Raw genomic sequence first — 18,062 nt, 5'->3', positions numbered from 1 at the left:
GGGACGATGACCGACGCGGTCCGCACCTGCATCCTGTCGCGCGAGGAATCGCCGCGGGAAGGTCTGATCCGACTCGTGCTCTCGCCCGAGGGCGAAGTGCTGCCCGACATTCGTGCCAAGGCCCCCGGCCGCGGCGCCTGGATCTCCGTCGACAAGTCGGGGCTGGCGGCGTCGCGCGACAAGGGCAAGCTGAAGGGCGCCCTCTCGCGCAGCTTCCGCACCGGCGAGATTCGCATTCCCGACGATCTGGAAGACCGGATCGCCGCCCAGCTGCAGCGCTCTGCGCTCGACCGGCTGGGGCTGGAGGCGAAGGCCGGCTATGTGGTAATCGGCGCCGAGCGGATCGAAAAGGCCGCGCGCAGCGGCCGACTCCATCTGCTGCTCCACGCCGCCGACGCGCGCGACGATGGCAGCCGAAAGCTTGCGCAGGCGTGGCGGGTTGGCTCGGATCGGGAAGGTTCTTCCCTCAAGGGCTTAACATTGCCGGTCTCGCGCACCATATTGTCCTTGGCGTTAGGCCGCGAAAATGTGGTACACGCCGGACTTATCGACGCCCGGGCGGCGCAACGGACGAGCGAAGCGCTCGATCGCTGGCTGCACTTTATCGGACCCGAACCTGATCCCGTGTCTTGCGATTCCGCATCGCAAGGCGCATCGGCTTTGCCGTCCGCCGTGCCATTGACGACGAACACTATCGAGGAACTTGAGTAGCCGCATGAGCGACACCGAAAACGACAAGCCGAAACTGGGCATGCGCGCACCGCTGGGTCTGAAGCGCACGGTGGAAACCGGCAAGGTGAAGCAGAGCTTCAGCCATGGCCGTTCCAACACCGTGGTCGTGGAGGTCAAGCGTCGCCGTGTTCTCGGCCCGCAGGGTGCGCCGATCGACGAGTCGACGCCGGCCCCCGCCGCTGCGCCCGAGACTCCGGCTGCTCAGGCCCCCAGTGCCGCGGCGCCGCAGCAGGCCGCGCGCCCCGCCGCCCAGCCGCCGCGCAGGCCGATGGACAATTTATCCCCGCAGGAGCGCCAGGCAAAGCTGCTTCGTGAGGCCGAGGAACAGCGCATGCAGGCGCTGGAAGAGGGACGTCGTCGCGACGATCGCCTTCGCGCCGAAGCGCAGGAAGAAGAGCGTCGCCGCGTCGAAGAGCGCGCGCGTGCCCAGACCGAGGCGGCTGCCGCCCCGGCCCCCGCGCCCGAGCCGACGCCGGCCCCTGCGCCAGCCCCGGAACCGAAGCCGGAAGTGGTAGCGGAGGCTCCGGCCGCCGCGCCTGCGCCGACTCCGGAACCGACGCCTGCACCCGCGCCCGCAGCTGCTCCGGCGGCATCGCAGGCCGCTGCCCCGCAGCAGCCGGCAGCGCCCAAGCCTGCCCAGCCGCAGGCCGCAGCGCCCAAGCCGGCCGCACCGGCACAGCCGCCGCGTCGTCCGATCCCGCAGGGCCCGATCACGCTGCAGCTCGACGCGTCGCTGCCCGCACCGCGCCGCTTCACGCCGGTCGTGCGTCCGGAAATTCCCAAGCCGCAGCCCAAGCCCGAGCCGCAGCAGGCAGCCCCTGCCGCGACCCAGCAGGCGTCGCAGCAGCAGCCTGCGCAGAACCAGAACCAGCAGCGTCCCGCCGCTGGTGCCGGTGCCGCGCGTCCGGCCCCTTCGGGTCCCGGCGCCGCGCCGCGCCGTCCGGGTGCCGATCCGGCCAAGCCGTCGCGCGACCGCAAGGGCGACGATCGCCGCCAGTCGGGCAAGCTCACCGTCACGCGCGCCTTGGGCGGCGACGATGGTGCGCGTGCGCGCAGTCTCGCGGCGCTGAAGCGCGCCCGTGAGAAGGAGCATCGCCGCTCCTATGGCGGCCCGCGCGAGCCGCAGGTCAAGCAGGTCCGCGACGTGGTGGTGCCCGATGCCATCACCGTGCAGGAACTCGCCAACCGCATGGCTGAAAAGGGTGCGGATCTGGTCAAGGCCCTGTTCAAGATGGGCATGATGGTCACGGTCAATCAGTCGATCGACCAGGATACCGCCGAACTGCTCGTCACCGATTTCGGTCACAACGTGCAGCGCGTCAGCGAGAGCGACGTCGACATCCAGGTCGATACCGAGCTGGATCCCGAGGACAAGCTGCAGCCGCGTCCGCCGGTCGTCACGATCATGGGTCACGTCGATCACGGCAAGACCTCGCTGCTCGACGCGCTGCGCGGCACCGATGTGGTGCGCGGCGAAGCCGGCGGCATCACCCAGCATATCGGTGCCTATCAGGTTACCCTGAAGGACAAGTCGAAGATCACCTTCCTCGACACGCCGGGCCACGAAGCCTTCACCGAAATGCGTGCGCGCGGTGCCAATGTCACCGACATCGTGGTGCTGGTGGTGGCCGCGAACGACGGGCTGATGCCGCAGACGATCGAGGCGATCAACCACACCAAGGCGGCCGGCGTGCCGATGATCGTGGCGATCAACAAGGTCGACCTCGACAGCGCCAACCCGCAGAAGGTGCGCGAGCGCCTGCTCGAGCACGAGGTGATCGTCGAAGAGATGGGCGGCGACGTTCAGAACGTTGAAGTCTCGGCACTGAAGAAGATCGGCCTCGACGCGCTGATCGAGAAGATCCAGCTGCAGGCCGAACTGCTGGAACTGCGCGCCAACCCCGATCGCGAGGCCGAAGGCACCGTGATCGAGGCCAAGCTCGACAAGGGTCGCGGCCCGGTTGCGACGGTGCTCGTCAGCCGCGGTACGCTGCGCGTGGGCGACGTGTTCGTCGTCGGCGCGGAGAGCGGCAAGGTCCGTGCGATGATCGACGACAAGGGTCGCCAGATCAAGGAAGCCGGGCCGGCGATGCCGGTCGAGGTGCTCGGCCTGTCGGGCGTGCCGATGGCGGGGGATCCGCTGCAGGTCGTCGAAAACGAGGCGCGCGCCCGCGAAGTGGCCGAATATCGCCAGGGTGTGGCGCTGCAGAAGCGCACCACCAATGCCCCCGCCAGCCTGGAGAGCATGTTCTCCGCGCTGAAGGAGAAGCAGGCGATGGAATATCCGCTGGTCATCAAGGCGGATACCCAGGGCACGGTCGAGGCGATCGTCGCGGCGGTCAACAAGATCTCCACCGATCTGATCCGCGCGCGCGTGCTGCACTCGGGCGTCGGCGGCATCACCGAGAGCGACGTCACGCTGGCGGGTGCCTCGGGCGCGCCAATCATCGGCTTCAACGTCCGTCCGAATGCCAAGGCGCGCGAGATCGCCGAGCGCAACAAGATCGCGTTCAAATATTATGACGTGATCTACGACCTGACCGACGAGATCCGCGCCGGTATGGCGGGGCAACTCGGGCCGGAAGCGTTCGAAACCGTGGTGGGTCGTGCCGAGATCAAGGAAGTGTTCTCGGCTGGCAAGCACGGCAAGGCCGCCGGTCTGCTGGTCGTCGACGGTGCCATCCGCAAGGCGCTCAAGGCACGCATCACGCGCAACGACGTCATCATCTACCAGGGCGAGATTGCCTCGCTGCGCCGGTTCAAGGATGACGTTCCCGAAGTGCGCGCGGGTCTGGAGTGCGGTGTGACGTTCACGCAGAACTTCGTGGACATCAAGGCCGGCGACTATCTCGAAACCTACGAAGTCGAACTGCGCGAACGTACGCTGTAATGGGGTAGGGCTGCCGACGGACACCTTTTGTTCCTCGGCGGTTCAGCCTGCGATACGCCTCCTTTTCGGCTGCACCTGCGGCCGAAAAGGAGGTGGTTCATGTGCCAATAGAAGTAGTTGCAGGTCTGGTTCTGGGTTTCGCGACATTCATCGTCGCGTTGCTCGGGCTGGTGGCTAAGCTCATTGAGCTGAGTCGCAGGTAACCCAGTGCGGGCTCTCGGTGCTGGAACGCCGGGAGCCCAAAATGATTTGAGCCCGGGCGCTGGAACACCCGGGCTCAGGAGGTGACGTCTTGCCAACAGTCACAGTTGCAGTGTCTCTCAGATAGCGAAAACCGGTCAGAATCACAAGATGCGCCAGAACGACACCGATGAAACCCGCTCCGTCCGCGTGCTGCGCGTGGGCGAACAGGTGCGCCATATCCTCAGCGAGATCCTTCAGCGCGGCGACGTGCATGACGAGGTGCTGGCGAAGCACCTGGTCTCGGTAACCGAAGTGCGCATGTCGCCGGACCTGCGCCATGCGACCGTCTTCGTGAAGCCGCTGCTCGGCAAGGACGAAGACGCGGTGCTCAAGGCGCTGCGCACCAACACCGCCTTCCTCCAGCGTGAAGTCGCGCACCGCGTGAAGATGAAGTACGCAGCGAAGCTCAAGTTCCTGGCGGACGAGAGTTTCGACGAGGGCAGCCATATCGACCAGCTGCTCCGCGCGCCGAACGTGGCACGCGATCTGGGCGAGGGCGAGCAGGACTGAAGCCGACGCGCCGAAGCGCGCACTGGACATCGGCCGCGCTTTTGGTGTGATGCGCCGATGGCCAAGCTTTATTTCTACTATGCCTCGATGAACGCGGGCAAATCGACCACGCTGCTGCAGGCCGATTTCAACTATCGCGAGCGGGGGATGCGCACCCTGTTGTTCACTGCCGGTGTGCATGATCGCGGCGGCCATGGGGTGATCGACTCGCGGCTCGGCATTCACGCCGATGCCATTCCCTTCGACGCCACCACAGACCTCCGCACGATCGTTCAGGATGCCCATTTCGCGGCGCCCTTGGCGTGCGTGCTGGTGGACGAGGCGCAGTTCCTCTCCGCGCAGCAGGTCCGCCAGCTCGCGGCCGTGTGCGACGAGGATGAGGTGCCGGTGCTTTGCTACGGGCTGCGCACCGATTTCCGCGGCGTGTTGTTCGACGGCGCAGCGGCGCTGCTGGCGATCGCAGACTCGCTCGTCGAGATCAAGTCGGTCTGCGAATGCGGGCGCAAGGCGACGATGAACCTGCGCGTGGATGCCGAGGGCAGGGCTGTCCGAGAGGGCGAGCAGCGCGAGATCGGCGGGAACGACCGCTATGTCGCGCTCTGTCGCCGCCATTTCGTCGAGCGGCGCGGCGCCATCGGCTGAAACGAAAAAGGGCGTCGCGAGGGTTTCCCGCGACGCCCTTCGGCTATGAAAATGCTAGGATCGCTCCTCGCACTCCCGATCAGAAGTGGAAACGGATCTCGCCGCCGATGATGCGCGGCTCATTGATCATGCCGGTCAGGTTGTTGAAGTCGATGGCGCTCTGCGCGCGGATCTGGTTGAGAATGTTGCGCGCGAACGCCGCCACCTCAAAGCCTTCCGGCGCACGGTAGCCGATGCGCAGACCGCCCTCGACCAGCGAGCGCCCGCGGAACTCCCGCGCTTCGTAGAGAAAGTAGTTGATGGAGCTGCGATACGCCCAGTCGGTATAGGCATAGACTTCGCCGCCATTGGCCAGCGGCACGCCGTAGCGGGCAGTGGCGTTGAGCACGAAGCGGGGCGCTTGGGGCAGCCGGTTGCCGTCGATCCGTGCGAAGGTGTTGGTTCCATCCGTGAAAGTCGGATCCGTCATCGTGCACAGCGAGCCGCATGCCGCCACGACCAGCTTGGGGTCGCGGATCTGGGTAAAGTTGTAGCTGCCGCTGGCGGTCAGGTCGAGCCCGCGGACCGGACGGTAGCTGAACTCCGCCTCGACGCCGTATCCATTGACGTGATCGGCCGAGAGCAGCTGGTTGGCGTTGCTCGCGCCGCCGACCGCGGTGAGCTGCAGATCGTCGGTACGGAACCAGTAGCCGGTCAGCGCATAATTCAATCCCTGCGCCGGCAGCGCGCCCTTGATGCCCGCCTCGGCAGACTTGGTAAACTGCTTGCCCGCGGTGGTCGGCACCGAACCGAAGGTCACGCGATCCTGGATTGCCGGGCCGAGATAGCCTGTGGCGAAGCGCGCATAGACGTTGACGTCGGGGGTCAGCGCATAGGTGGCGCTGGCATCCCAGGTAACCGCCTCGCCTTTCACCTTGGTCTGCAGCGGCAGGGTGAGGCCGCCGGTGAGCGGGCCGAAGCCGAAGATCACGTCGTTCTTGCGATCATGGGAATAGCGCACGCCGGCACGCAGCGTCAGCGCATCGGTCGCCTTGAACTCGCCCGAGGCGAACACGCCGATATTCTCGTTAATGTTGCGGTGGCCGATATTCTGGGTCTGCGCGCCGCCACCCAAATCATAGCCATATTCGCTGTAATCGAGGTTCTGGTCGAAATAGTAGAGACCTGCCTGGCCGCGGAACGCACCGAACTGGTCGGTCGCGAAGCGCAGTTCCTGGCTGAACTCCTTGGGCTGCGTGATGCCGCCCGTGTTTGACGGGAACAGTGCCTTGTTCAGGCCGAGCGCGGGGAAGCCATAGGTGTCGCCGCCGTCGACGTCGCCGGTGCTCTGCACCTTTGCGCGCTCGTACGAGGTGATCGAGTAGAGCGTGCCCAGCCCCTCGAAATGATAGTCGAGCTGCAGGTTGCCGCCCCACTGCTCCAGCCACTGGCTGGTATAGCCGTCGAGCTTGACGTGCTTCGGATCGAAGCCCGCCGAGAAGTTGTTCGAGCCCCGCTGGAACAGGCCGGCGCGGAACACGCGCGGGGTGCCTTCGAGGTCGCGGCCATGCACGCTGATCAGCGCGTTGAAATCGCCGCTGGTGTAGCTGAGCTGCACGCGACCGGCGCGATCGGTATAGCCCTCGAGCTTGCGGTTGGCGACACTGAGCGGGCTGGTGGTGTCGTTGATGACCCAATTGTCGCGGTGCTGGACGAGGCCCGAGACGCGGAGTGCAAAGCCGTTGCCCAGCGGTGCGTTGAGCGCGAGATCGGCGTTGATCGTGTTGTAGGTCGCCCAGCTGACGCTGCCCTGCGCTTCATACTTGTCCGTCGGGCGCTGCGATTCGAGCTTGACCACGCCGGCCGGCGTGTTGCGGCCGAACAGCGTGCCCTGCGGACCGCGCAGCACTTCAACGCGCGCCAGGTCGAACGCCGGGAACGCCTTGAGCATCGGGTTCTCGAGCGCGACATTGTCGTACACTACCGACACCGGCTGCGCGGCATTGGGGTCGAAATCGGTGTTGCCGAGGCCGCGGATGTAGAAGCGCGGGAAGGTGCGGCCGAACGAGCTTTCGATCTGCAGGCTGGGCGTGCGCGCCGACAGGAAGCGGATGTCGAGGCCCGACGAGTTGAGCACGTCGAGCTTCTCGCCGCCGATCGCGGTGACGGCGACGGGCACGTCCTTGGCGGCTTCGGTGCGGCGCTGCGCGGTGACGACGATCTCGCCGGTCTGCTGGGGGACCGTTTCGTCGGGCTGAACGCCCTGCACCGGCGCCGGCGTCTCGGTGCGATTGGCGGCGAAGGCCGACGGCGTCGTAAGCGCGGCGCTGGCAAGCAGCAGGCCGCGGAGGAGGGTAGCGTTGGTCATGGCGGAATCGAGTCCCCGTGCTGTGATGGCCGTCCTCTCCGGAGCGCAGTCGCGATCGTTTCTCGACGGTGTCGCTGATTTTTCGCGCGCCTGTAGCGGAACCGTCATCAGCAGCAAGCGCTTCGGGCTGCGCCCGAACGGATTGCTTGCGGGTGTTGCAATAATGTCGTGATTTGCTTGGGGCCGCGCTGCCACCTATGGCCGCGGCGATGCACGGCTGGATCCTTCTCGACAAACCCCTGGGCCTCGGTTCGACGCAAGGCGTGAGCGCGGTGAAGCGCGCGTTGCGCGAGGGCGGCTATGCCAAGGTTAAGGTGGGCCATGGTGGCACGCTCGATCCGCTGGCGACCGGTGTGTTGCCGATCGCGCTGGGCGAGGCGACCAAGCTGGCCGGTCGCATGCTCGACAGCGACAAGGTGTATGACTTTACGATCCAGTTCGGCGTGGAGACGGATACGCTCGATGCCGAGGGGAAGGGCATCGCGGAGTCGGAGGTGCGGCCGACGCGGGCGCAGTTGGAGGCAGTGCTGCCGCGCTTCACTGGGGCGATCGAGCAGGTGCCGCCGGCCTACTCCGCGCTCAAGGTGGATGGCGAGCGGGCCTATGACCTCGCGCGTGCCGGTGAGACGGTGGTGCTGAAGAGCCGCGCGGTGACGATTTATGGGCTGGAAATCCTCCCCCAGCTCGCTGGGGGAGGGGGACCATCGGCGCAGCCGATGGTGGAGGGGCGCGGCGGGCAACCGCCGCGTGCCGCGGCGGCCCCTCCACCGTCGCTGCGCGACGGTCCCCCTCCCCGAGCGGTGCTCGGGAAGGATCCGGACGAAATCACTCTGCGCGCCCATGTCTCCAAGGGGACCTATATCCGCAGCCTCGCCCGCGACATCGCCCGCGCCCTTGGCGCCGTCGGCCATGTCACCTATCTCCGTCGGATCAAGGCGGGTCCCTTCACCCTGGACCAGGCGATTTCGCTGGACTCTTTGGCGGATGCCGCTAAGGAGCGGCGCCTTGAAGACATTTGCCTGCCGCTGAGGGCGGGGCTGGACGACATCCCGGCTCTACTCCTCACCCCCGATCAGGCAGGGCTGCTCCGCCAGGGGCGGGTCTTGGTCGGGATTGCCAAAGACGACGGCCTCTATTTCGCGCTGCTCGGGGATACCCCGGTTGCGCTGGTAGAGGCGGAAGCCGGAAGCATCCGGGTCGTCCGCGGTTTCAACCTGTAGCTTTGATGTCGAAGGAAAAAATGCATGTCGATCACGCAGGAGCGCAAGGAAGCGCTCGTCCAGGAACACGCTCGCAACGAGGGTGATACCGGCAGCCCCGAAGTGCAGGTCGCGATCCTCTCGGAGCGCATCGCCAACCTCACCGAGCACTTCAAGACCCACGCGAAGGACAACCACTCGCGCCGCGGTCTGCTGATGCTGGTCAACAAGCGCCGCAGCCTGCTGGACTATCTGAAGAAGAAGGACCAGGCGCGCTACGCAGATCTCATCGCGAAGCTCGGTCTTCGCAAGTAACAACGGAAAGGCGACCTTCGGGTCGCCTTTTTGTCATTCCGGTGCGATAACGCATCGGCGGCTCCCCGCGACAAGGCAGGGAGCGAACGGGGGATCGGCAATACGGTCGGTCCCACGAGCCACATACGGCTCACGCATAGGCCCCCCGCGTGATTGGCACCGGGGAGTGAAGGAAACGACATGTTCGACAAGAAGACTGTATCGATCGAGTGGGGCGGCAAGACGCTGACTCTCGAAACGGGCAAGGTTGCCCGCCAGGCCGACGGCGCGGTGATCGCGACCCTCGGCGAGACCGTGGTGCTGTGCGCCGTCACGGCTGCCAAGTCGGTGAAGGAAGGCCAGGACTTCTTCCCGCTGACCGTCCACTACCAGGAAAAATTCTCGGCCGCCGGTCGCATCCCGGGTGGCTTCTTCAAGCGCGAGCGCGGCGCCACCGAGAAGGAGACGCTCGTCTCCCGCCTCATCGATCGCCCGATCCGCCCGCTTTTCCCGGAAGGCTTCTACAACGAGATCAACGCCATCGCTCAGGTGCTGAGCTATGACGGCGAGAACGAGCCCGACATCCTCTCGATGATCGCCGCCTCGGCAGCGCTGACGCTCTCGGGCGTGCCCTTCATGGGCCCGATCGGCGCGGCGCGCGTCGGCTACGTCAACGGCGAGTACATCCTCAACCCGACTGACGCGCAGGTTGCCGAGGGCGAGCTCGATCTCGTCGTCGCCGCCACCTATGACGCGGTGATGATGGTCGAATCCGAAGCCAAGGAGCTTTCGGAAGAGATCATGCTCGGCGCCGTGCTGTTCGCGCACGATGCCTGCCGCGAAATCGTCAAGGCGATCGTCAAGCTCGCCGAGCAGGCCGCCAAGGAGCCTTGGGAAATGGCGTCGTCGAACGACAATGCCAAGCTCAAGGACAAGCTGAAGAAGCTGATCGGCAAGGACATCACCGCCGCCTACAAGCTGACCGACAAGTCGGCCCGCTCGAACGCGCTCAACGAGGCGCGTGCCAAGGCGAAGGCGCAGTTCACCGAGGACGGCCTGAGCCCGCAGGACGTCATGGCCGGCATCAAGCTGACCAAGAAGCTGGAAGCCGAGATCGTCCGCACCGCCATCCTCAAGGACGGCAAGCGCATCGACGGCCGCACCACCACGCAGATCCGCCCGATCGAGGCGGAGACGCACTTCCTCCCGCGTGCACACGGCTCGGCGCTGTTCACCCGCGGCGAGACCCAGACCATCGCCACCTGCACCCTCGGCACCAAGGACGCCGAGCAGATGATCGATGGCCTGAACGGCCTCAGCTACCAGAACTTCATGCTGCACTATAATTTCCCGCCCTATTCGGTCGGCGAAGTCGGCCGCTTCGGCGCGCCGGGCCGTCGTGAAGTCGGCCATGGCAAGCTGGCATGGCGCGCGCTGCACCCGGTGCTGCCCGCCAAGGAGGACTTCCCCTACACGATCCGCCTGACCAGCGACATCACCGAGTCGAACGGCTCGTCGTCGATGGCGTCGGTGTGCGGCGGCAGCCTCGCGATGATGGACGCCGGCGTGCCGATCAAGCGTCCGGTCTCGGGCATCGCCATGGGCCTGATCCTCGAGGGCAAGGATTACGCGATCCTGTCCGACATTCTGGGTGACGAAGATCACCTGGGCGACATGGACTTCAAGGTCGCCGGCACGTCCGAGGGCATCACCACGATGCAGATGGACATCAAGATCGCCGGCATCACCAAGGAGATCTTCGAGGCGGCGCTCAACCAGGCGAAGGCCGGTCGCGCGCACATCTTGGGCGAGATGAACAAGGCGCTGGGCGAAGCCCGCACCGAGCTTTCCGCCCATGCGCCGCGCATCGAGACCTTCACGATCGACAAGTCGAAGATCCGCGAAGTGATCGGCACCGGCGGCAAGGTGATCCGCGAGATCGTCGCCACCACGGGCGCTAAGGTCGACATCGACGACGAGGGCGTGATCAAGGTCAGCTCGTCGGATCCGGCGCAGATCGAAGCCGCGATCAAGTGGATCAAGGGCCTCGTCGAGGAAGCCGAAGTCGGCAAGATCTACAACGGCAAGGTCGTCAACCTCGTCGATTTCGGTGCGTTCGTGAACTTCATGGGCGGCAAGGACGGTCTCGTCCACGTCTCGGAGATCAAGAACGAGCGCGTCGAGAAGGTCTCGGATGCGCTGAGCGAAGGCCAGGAAGTCAAGGTCAAGGTCCTCGAGATCGATCCGCGCGGCAAGGTTCGCCTGTCGATGCGCGTCGTCGACCAGGAAACCGGTGCCGAGCTGGAAGACTCGCGTCCGGCCCGCGAACCGCGCGAGCCGCGCGGTGACCGTGGGGATCGCGGCGATCGCGGCGACCGTGGCGGCGACCGCCGTCGGGAAGGCGGCCGTGGCGGTGAGCGCGGTGGCGAGCGAGGCGAGCGTGGCCCCCGCCGCGACCGTGGCGACAAGCCGCGCGGCGAGCGCAGCGAAGGCGGCAAGGACGATGGCGGCGACATCGGCCTGCCCGCGTTCCTGACCGGCGATCGCGACTGATTGCACGCGTTACGCGCAAGAAACGAAGGGGTCCGGCGTTGCCGGGCCCCTTTTTTCATTAACCCATTCCGTATTTCCACTTTGCGCCAAAGCGCGCTATCTAGGCGGTGGGGGGATGGGAGCGGAGCAACGACAAAGGGGTGAGGGCCAACCGATGATGGCAACGACGACGATCGCCGAACTGCGGCACGATCACGAGATGATCGACATTCTCGCACGGCGCCTGTCCGGCCTCCTCGAAAGCGACGCGACTCCGGTCGAGCTCTCTACCGCGCTGGATCACCTCCTCCACTGCGTCGCCGAGCATCTGGCTCGTGAAGACACCACCATCTACACGCTGACGCTCTCGGCCCAGCCGGGTATCTCGCGCACCAAGGTCGACCAGGTCCGCGAGGAGTTCGAGCGGCTCAAGGCCAACTGGCAGGAATATCTGCTGTTCTGGACTCCTGAGCAGATCGCCACCGACCGCCAGGGCTTTGCCGACGCCAGCCGCGCGATGCTGCCCCGCCTGCGCAACCGCGTGAAGCTGGAGGAAAGCCTGCTGGTCGCCGCCGCGCTGCAGGGCGAGCCGAGTTTCCAGACGCGGCATTGAGGCGGGTGGGCGGCTTATTGTAGGTCTGTAAGCGCCCAGTTGCGGACCAACGAAATGTCCCGGACGTTCGAGAGATGCGCTGGCTCGTGACACTTCCAATTATGGCACTATCAGCTTGCCACGGCTCCGTTCCGCGCCTCGCCAATTGCGCCGATGCTCAAAACATCAAGCTGATTGTGGAGAGGTGTTATCTAGGCGCTCTCCACAAGGGGCACTACGTCGGCGATACAGCATGTTTTCCATTCAGTGAAACCGAGCAAGTTGCGGGCTTCTGGTACACCGATCTTGAGGGGTCATATTTTGGCTCATCTCCCAGTGAAGCGCGTAAAGCTATGACGTGGTTGGAAGTAAACAATGGGCCGCAGGCTGTGACCGATTCCACGCAGGGGGAGGGGCCGCGAGAGTTCGCCGTAACGTTTGAGGGTCGGCGTTCGCTCTGTCTCGGGTCGTTCGGCCACATGGGAATGACGTCCCGCGAAATCGTGGTCGAGAGACTGATTTCAATGACACCGATTTCGCCGGGCCAATGACCGCTTCCCAACAAAATTTGCCATGTCGACAGGCTAGGTAAGCGCGATTGGCTGTCGAAGGGCGGCCCCTCTACTCCGCCGCCAGCAGGCTCGTCGCCCCGCCGAGGTCCACCGACACCAGCCGGCTGACCCCGCGCTCGACCATCGTCACCCCGAACAGCCGGTGCATCCGCGCCATGGTCGCGGCATTGTGGGTGACGATCAGATAGCGCGTCGCGGTTTCGCGGGTCATCGCTTCCAGCAGGTCGCAAAAGCGGTCGACATTGGCGTCGTCGAGCGGCGCGTCGACTTCATCGAGCACGCAGATCGGCGAGGGCTTGGTTAGGAACAGCGCGAAGATCAGCGCGACCGCGGTCAGCGCCTGCTCGCCGCCCGAGAGCAAGGTGAGCGACTGCAGCTTCTTGCCCGGCGGCTGCGCCAGGATCTCCAGACCCGCCTCCAGCGGATCGTCCGAATCGATCAGCGCGAGATGCGCCTGGCCGCCGTTGAACAAGGTGGTGAACAGCCGGCGGAAATGCTGGTCGACCGCCTCGAACGCGGCGAGCAGCCGCTGGCGCCCCTCGCGGTTGAGCGTGCCGATCGAGCCGCGCAGCCGGTTGACCGCCTGGAGGAGCTCGTCGCGCTCTTTGGCGTTGGTGCCGAACGCGGCCTCGATTTCGGCCAGCTCGGTCTCGGCGACGAGGTTGACCGGACCGAGCCGCTCGCGATCGGTGGACAGCTTCTCCATCGCGGCGGATTCGTCCTGGGGGCTGCGCACGCCGTCGGCATCGAAATGCAGCCGTGCCGGGAGCAACGGCGGCGGACATTCGAAGCGTTCGCCGGACAGGCGGCCCATCTCCACCCGGCGCAGGTCCTGGTTTTCCGCACGTGCGGCCGCCCCGGCACGGCGCTCACGGGCTTCGGAGAGCGACTCGCTGGCCGTGCGGAGCGCCGCCTCGGTCGCGCGCAGCCGGACGTCGGCTTCGCGCTCCGCGATTTGCGCGGCGGCGGATTCCTGCTGCATCCAGGCGTCGGCTGCCTCGGCATCGGCGAGCTGTGCGGCTATCTGCGCCGGGCGACCGGCGATCGCCTCGCGCTCCTGCGCCAGCGTGGCGGCGCGCCCTTCCATTTCGGCGGAGCGGCGGGTGGCATCGGCGGCGCGGGCGGACCAGCTCTTGGCCTCGGCGCCGGCGGCGGCACGCCGCTCGCGGGCCTGGGCGAGGTCGCGGTCGAGGCTGGCGCGTTCGGTGCGGGCGCTGGCCACCGCGGCGCGGGCATGGTCCGCCGCGCGGGAGAGGGCGGCTACCGTGGCGCGGGTCTCGGTGCCGTCCGGCAGCGCGGCCTTGGTCGCCTCGGCGCAGGCGAGCTCGCCGGCGGCTTCCTCGGCTTCGGCGGCGATGCGGGCACGGCGGGTCTCGAGGTCGGCGCGCTGCGCCTCCAGCCGTTCGATCTGGTTGGCGGTGCGATCCTCGGCACGCGTCGCCTCGCGTGCGGCGAGATCGGCCTGGTCGAGCCGCTTGCGGTTCTCTGAGGCGCTGCGGCGCGCCTCGGCGATGCTGGCCTCGATCCGGCTGAGTTCCGCTGCGGCGGCTTCCAGCGCCGCCTGTGCCGCGGGCCGTGCCTGTTCCAGCGCTGCGAGCCGGTTGATCCGCTCCAGCCGCTCGGCCGCGGCCGCACCACCCGAGCGCGCGCGATAGCCGTCCCAGCGGCGCAGCACGCCCTGCAGCGTCACGAGCCGCTGACCGGCGGCGAGGGGCTGGCCTTCGTCCGCCTCGCACACCAGCACCTGCGCTAGGCGACGCGCGAGTTCGGACGGGGCGGTAACGTGCCCGGCCAACGGGGTCGTGCCTTGCGGGGGGGTAGGGTCGGTCGGCAGCGCGTCCGCGCCGCCCCAGTGCCGCTCGGCGCTGGCATCCAGCCCGGCTTCGAGATCGTCGCCCAGCGCGGCGGCGAGCGCGCGCTCATAGCCGGCGGCGACGGTCACCCGGTCTAGCAGCCGGTCCTTGCCCGAGGGTTTGGTCGCCTTGGCGAGCGCGGTTGCCTCGCTGTCGATCTGGGCGAGTTCGGCATGCGCGGCCGCGCGCGCCGCCTGAGCACTGTTGCGCGCCTCGATCGCGGCGCGCTCCTCGGAATCGGCGCGGGTGAGCGCGTCGCGCGCGGCCTCTGCCTGACGCTGCGCCTCTGCCCGCGCTTCGCTCGCGCGCTGCCGCTCGGCGTGAAGCGGTGCGGCATCGCCGAGCGCCCGCCCCTCGGTTTCGATCCGCGCCTGATCGCGCTGGCTGCGCTCCACCCGGCCGCGCGCGGCGGACAGCGCCGCATCTGCGACGCGTACCTCGGCGGCTTCGCTCGCCTGCTGGGCCAGCGCCTGCGACAGCGCGACCTCGGCATCGCGCGCGGCGCGTTCCGTATCGGCCAGCGACGCATTGAGGAGGGGCGCGCGCGCGCTCGTCTCGGCGATCCGCGCCTCCAGCGCCGCCTGTTCGTCGGTCAGCCTCTCGATCGCCTCGTGGGCATCGCGCGCGAGCGACGCTTCGCGGGCGCGATCGGTTTCCAGCCGGCGGCTCGCTTCGGCTAGTTCGGCGATGCGCCGCTCGACGCCGTGGCGGGTGCTCCGCAGCGTCTGGAGCCGGTGCTGGGCGTCGCTGGCGGCGTCGCGCAACCGCAGCGATTCGGCGCGGAGCGTGCCGACCGCCTCGGCCGCCGCCCTCTGCGCGGCTTCCGCCTCGGCCTGGGCGGCGGTGCGCTCGGCGACGAGCGACTCGGCCTCGGCGGCTTCCTTTCGCGCGACATCGGCGGCCGTCGCGGCGTCGCGCCAGCGGGCGAAGATCATCCGCGCCTCGGCAACGCGGATGCGGTCGGACAGCTCGCGATAGCGTTCGGCCTGGCGCGCCTGGCGCTTGAGCGCGGCGGCGCGCTGCTCCTGCTCGCCGATCAGCTCGTCGAGGCGGGTGAGGTTGGTCTCGGTCGCGCGCAGCTTCTGCTCGGCGTCGCGGCGGCGGACATGGAGGCCGGCGATTCCCGCCGCCTCCTCCAGCATCGCGCGCCGCTCGCCCGGCTTGGCGGCGATGATCGCGCCGATCCGCCCCTGGCTGACCAAAGCGGGCGAATGCGCGCCGGTCGCGGCATCCGCGAAGGCGAGTGCCACGTCCTTGGCGCGCACGTCGCGACCATTGATGCGATAGGCGGATCCGGCGCCGCGCTCGATGCGGCGGATGATCTCGAGTTCGTCCTGCTGGTCGTCCAGGTCGGCGACCACCGCCACTTCGGCGAAGTCGCGCTGCGGGCGCGTGGCGGTGCCGGCGAAGATCACGTCTTCCATGCCACTGCCGCGCATCGACTTGGCGCTGGTTTCGCCCATCACCCAGCGCAGTGCTTCGAGCAGGTTGGACTTGCCGCACCCATTGGGGCCGACGATCCCCGTCAGCCCCGGTTCGATCCGCAGATCGGCCGGGTCGACGAAGCTCTTGAAGCCCGTCAGCCGCAGCCGTTTTATCTGCATGGGTGGTCGATCAGCGTGCGCCGGCCTTCTGGAGCAGCGGCTCCAGATCGGCCCAGCTGTTCACGTCGGTCTTCTGGCCGTTGATGAAGAAGGTCGGCGTCGAGTTCACGCCATAGACGTTGGCGCCATCGGCATTGACCTTGGCGATCGTCTCGATCTGCTTCTGGTCAGCGAGGCACGCCTTGGCCTGCGCCTCGGGCAGGCCGCGCTGCTTCATGAAGTCGACCATGCCCAGCGCCTGGGCGAAGCCGGCCGCGGCCTGGGGCGGCGGCATCTGCTGGATCTGGTCGAGCACCTGCGGGTTGGTCTGCTGGAGCGCCATGATCTTCTTCTCGAACTCCTCCTGGCCGGCATAGATCTGGTCGAGCGTCGGGAAGAAGGCGTCCGAAGGCACGCACTGGTTGAGCAATGCGAGCGCAAGGTCGGGGGCGCCGTGGATCAGGAAGTCGCGATATTCATAGCTGACCTTGCCGGTCGCAATGTATTTTTCGCGCAAGGGCCCGACGCCGGTGGTGCCAAACTGGGCGCAGAACGGGCACATGCGCGAGCCATATTCGACCAGCTTGATCGGCGCGTTGGGGTTGCCCTGGCGGAAGCCGTTGTCTTTGGTCTTCTCGACCATGTCGGTCCACTGCTTGCCGGCGGGGGCCGCCGCGCCGGCGACCGGCGCCGAGGCCTGGACGGGCGCGCTGCTGTTGCCGCCGGTGCCGCTGGCCTTGTTGCCGCCGTTGCAGGCGGCGAGCGCCAGGATGGGAAGAAGCGCGAGGGCGAAACGCATGGAAGTCTCCGGGTTACGAAAGGGTCAGGCGCCGGCGGCGCGCAGTTCGGGCTCGAGATAGGGCCAGCTATAGGCGCGGACCCTGCGGCCGTTGACGAAGAAGCTCGGCGTGCCGTCCACCTTGTAGAGGCTCGCGCCGTCCGCTTGGGTCTTGGCGATGCGGGCGATTGCCTTGGGATCGGCAAGGCACTGGCGCGCCTTGGCCTCGGGCAGGCCCTGCGTCTTGAGGAAGGCGATCATGCCCATATTCTCGGCGAAGCGCGTTGCCATCTGCGGCGGGGGCAGCTTCTGCCAGGCCTCCAGCGTGGCGGGCGTCTTCTCCAGCGCGATCAGCTTCTCTTCGAACTGGGGCTGATGGGCATAGATCGCGTCGAGCACGGGGAAGAAGCGCTGGATGCCGACGCACTGGTTGAGCAGCGCCAGCGCCAGGTCGGGCGCGCCGTGGACCAGATAGTCGCGATATTCGTAGCTGACCTTGCCGGTGGCGATATACCGGTCGCGCAGCGGCTTCATGCCCTCGGTCGCAAAGCGGCCGCAGGTCGGACAGGTGCGCGACCCATATTCGACCAGCTTGATCGGCGCGTTCGGATTGCCCTGACGATAGCCGCCCTCAGGCGTGGTGGCGACGGTGGTCAGCCAATTGGCCTGCGGGGCCGGGGCGGCGCCGAGCGCGAAAAGCGGCACCAGGGCCAGCATCAGAGTGAAAAGTCGCTGCATCATCTCAATCGATCCGGCCGAACACCGGCACGTCGTCCTGCGCCGCGACACCCGCGGCAAGCGATTCGAGCACCGCGCGCAGCTCCGGATCGGCAATGCCGCGCAGGCTGTCGCCCATTGCCTCGGGAATCGGCTTGAGGCTGGGCGGCGGCGCGGGCTTGGCCTTGGGGGCGCGCAGGTCGCCATGGCGGATCGCCAGCTTTGCGACGGCGGGATAGCCGAAGAAGCGATTGACCCGCTCGATAATCTCGGGCGCGATATGCTGCATCATCGGCGCGAAGGCACCCGAGACGGTGAGCGCCAGCACGCCCTCCTCGCGCTTGCCGCGCGGAAAGCGAATCGATTCGGGGGAGGAAACGCGGGCATAGCGCTCGCCGACGATTTCGCTCCAGCGACTGACCACGGCGGACTGGACGAAGCCGAACTTGCGGAACGCCGCGCCGCCCACGTCCGGCAGTAGCTCGGACACCGCACGGACGCGGTTCGAGCGCTGCGGCTCGGGGCGCGGCTGGCGGGTAGTGGCACGGGGGGGCTTCGTCATATCGGGTCCCCCATGC

General features: G+C 67.3%; 13 protein-coding genes. 8 read left to right on the top strand and 5 right to left on the bottom strand.

The window, feature by feature from the left end; translation table 11 throughout:
• Nucleotides 1-6 precede the first annotated feature (6 nt).
• The 4 genes from RT655_RS10255 to RT655_RS10240 all read left to right on the top strand — a co-directional run bounded on the left by RT655_RS10255 (nt 7) and on the right by RT655_RS10240 (nt 5,017).
• The gene (locus tag RT655_RS10255) at nt 7-711 is read left to right on the top strand and encodes a DUF448 domain-containing protein (RefSeq protein ID WP_313536527.1); all 705 of its coding nucleotides are present in this window, start codon (nt 7-9) and stop codon (nt 709-711) included.
• A gap of 4 nt (nt 712-715) precedes the next feature.
• Nucleotides 716-3,622: a translation initiation factor IF-2 gene (gene infB, locus RT655_RS10250; RefSeq protein WP_313536526.1), complete on the top strand. Its 2,907-nt coding sequence runs from the start codon at nt 716-718 to the stop codon at nt 3,620-3,622.
• A 351-nt stretch (nt 3,623-3,973) separates the two neighbouring features.
• Complete coding sequence (gene rbfA / locus RT655_RS10245) at nt 3,974-4,375, top strand: 30S ribosome-binding factor RbfA (RefSeq protein WP_141987944.1); 402 nt, start codon at nt 3,974-3,976, stop codon at nt 4,373-4,375.
• Nucleotides 4,376-4,432: 57 nt separating this feature from the next.
• Entirely contained in the window at nt 4,433-5,017 is a 585-nt protein-coding gene (locus RT655_RS10240) for a thymidine kinase (protein ID WP_313536525.1), read from the top strand.
• Between the two features lie 79 nt (nt 5,018-5,096).
• Here the strand turns inward: RT655_RS10240 and RT655_RS10235 are convergent, their stop codons facing one another.
• Nucleotides 5,097-7,364: a TonB-dependent receptor gene (locus RT655_RS10235; protein ID WP_313536524.1), complete on the bottom strand. Its 2,268-nt coding sequence runs from the start codon at nt 7,362-7,364 to the stop codon at nt 5,097-5,099.
• A gap of 209 nt (nt 7,365-7,573) precedes the next feature.
• Here RT655_RS10235 and truB point away from each other — a divergent pair, with 209 nt between their 5' ends.
• The 4 genes from truB to RT655_RS10215 all read left to right on the top strand — a co-directional run bounded on the left by truB (nt 7,574) and on the right by RT655_RS10215 (nt 12,002).
• The gene (truB, locus tag RT655_RS10230) at nt 7,574-8,584 is read left to right on the top strand and encodes a tRNA pseudouridine(55) synthase TruB (protein ID WP_313536523.1); all 1,011 of its coding nucleotides are present in this window, start codon (nt 7,574-7,576) and stop codon (nt 8,582-8,584) included.
• Between the two features lie 24 nt (nt 8,585-8,608).
• A complete protein-coding gene (rpsO, locus tag RT655_RS10225; protein ID WP_313536522.1) occupies nt 8,609-8,878 on the top strand; it encodes a 30S ribosomal protein S15 in 270 nt (89 codons plus the stop codon).
• A gap of 180 nt (nt 8,879-9,058) precedes the next feature.
• Nucleotides 9,059-11,410, top strand: coding sequence for a polyribonucleotide nucleotidyltransferase (gene pnp, locus RT655_RS10220; RefSeq protein WP_313536521.1), 2,352 nt, complete (start codon nt 9,059-9,061; stop codon nt 11,408-11,410).
• 154 nt (nt 11,411-11,564) lie between these two features.
• A complete protein-coding gene (locus RT655_RS10215) occupies nt 11,565-12,002 on the top strand; it encodes a hemerythrin domain-containing protein (protein ID WP_313536520.1) in 438 nt (145 codons plus the stop codon).
• A gap of 600 nt (nt 12,003-12,602) precedes the next feature.
• Here the strand turns inward: RT655_RS10215 and smc are convergent.
• Genes smc through RT655_RS10195 form a run of 4 tightly spaced genes read right to left on the bottom strand, consistent with a single transcriptional unit; the run spans nt 12,603 to nt 18,046 of the window.
• A complete protein-coding gene (gene smc, locus RT655_RS10210) occupies nt 12,603-16,010 on the bottom strand; it encodes a chromosome segregation protein SMC (protein ID WP_313536519.1) in 3,408 nt (1,135 codons plus the stop codon).
• A 10-nt stretch (nt 16,011-16,020) separates the two neighbouring features.
• A complete protein-coding gene (locus RT655_RS10205; protein WP_313536518.1) occupies nt 16,021-16,788 on the bottom strand; it encodes a thioredoxin domain-containing protein in 768 nt (255 codons plus the stop codon).
• Nucleotides 16,789-16,812: 24 nt separating this feature from the next.
• Nucleotides 16,813-17,508 carry a DsbA family protein gene (locus tag RT655_RS10200; protein ID WP_313536517.1) on the bottom strand — a complete coding sequence of 232 codons (696 nt, stop codon included), beginning with the start codon at nt 17,506-17,508 and terminating at the stop codon, nt 16,813-16,815.
• 1 nt (nt 17,509) lies between these two features.
• The gene (locus RT655_RS10195; RefSeq protein WP_313536516.1) at nt 17,510-18,046 is read right to left on the bottom strand and encodes a DciA family protein; all 537 of its coding nucleotides are present in this window, start codon (nt 18,044-18,046) and stop codon (nt 17,510-17,512) included.
• Between the last annotated feature and the right edge of the window lie 16 nt (nt 18,047-18,062).

This window comes from Sphingomonas sp., assembly GCF_032114135.1.
GTDB lineage: Bacteria > Pseudomonadota > Alphaproteobacteria > Sphingomonadales > Sphingomonadaceae > Sphingomonas.
Note: the sequence above shows the minus strand (reverse complement) of the source record. Positions and strands in the feature narration are given on the sequence as shown.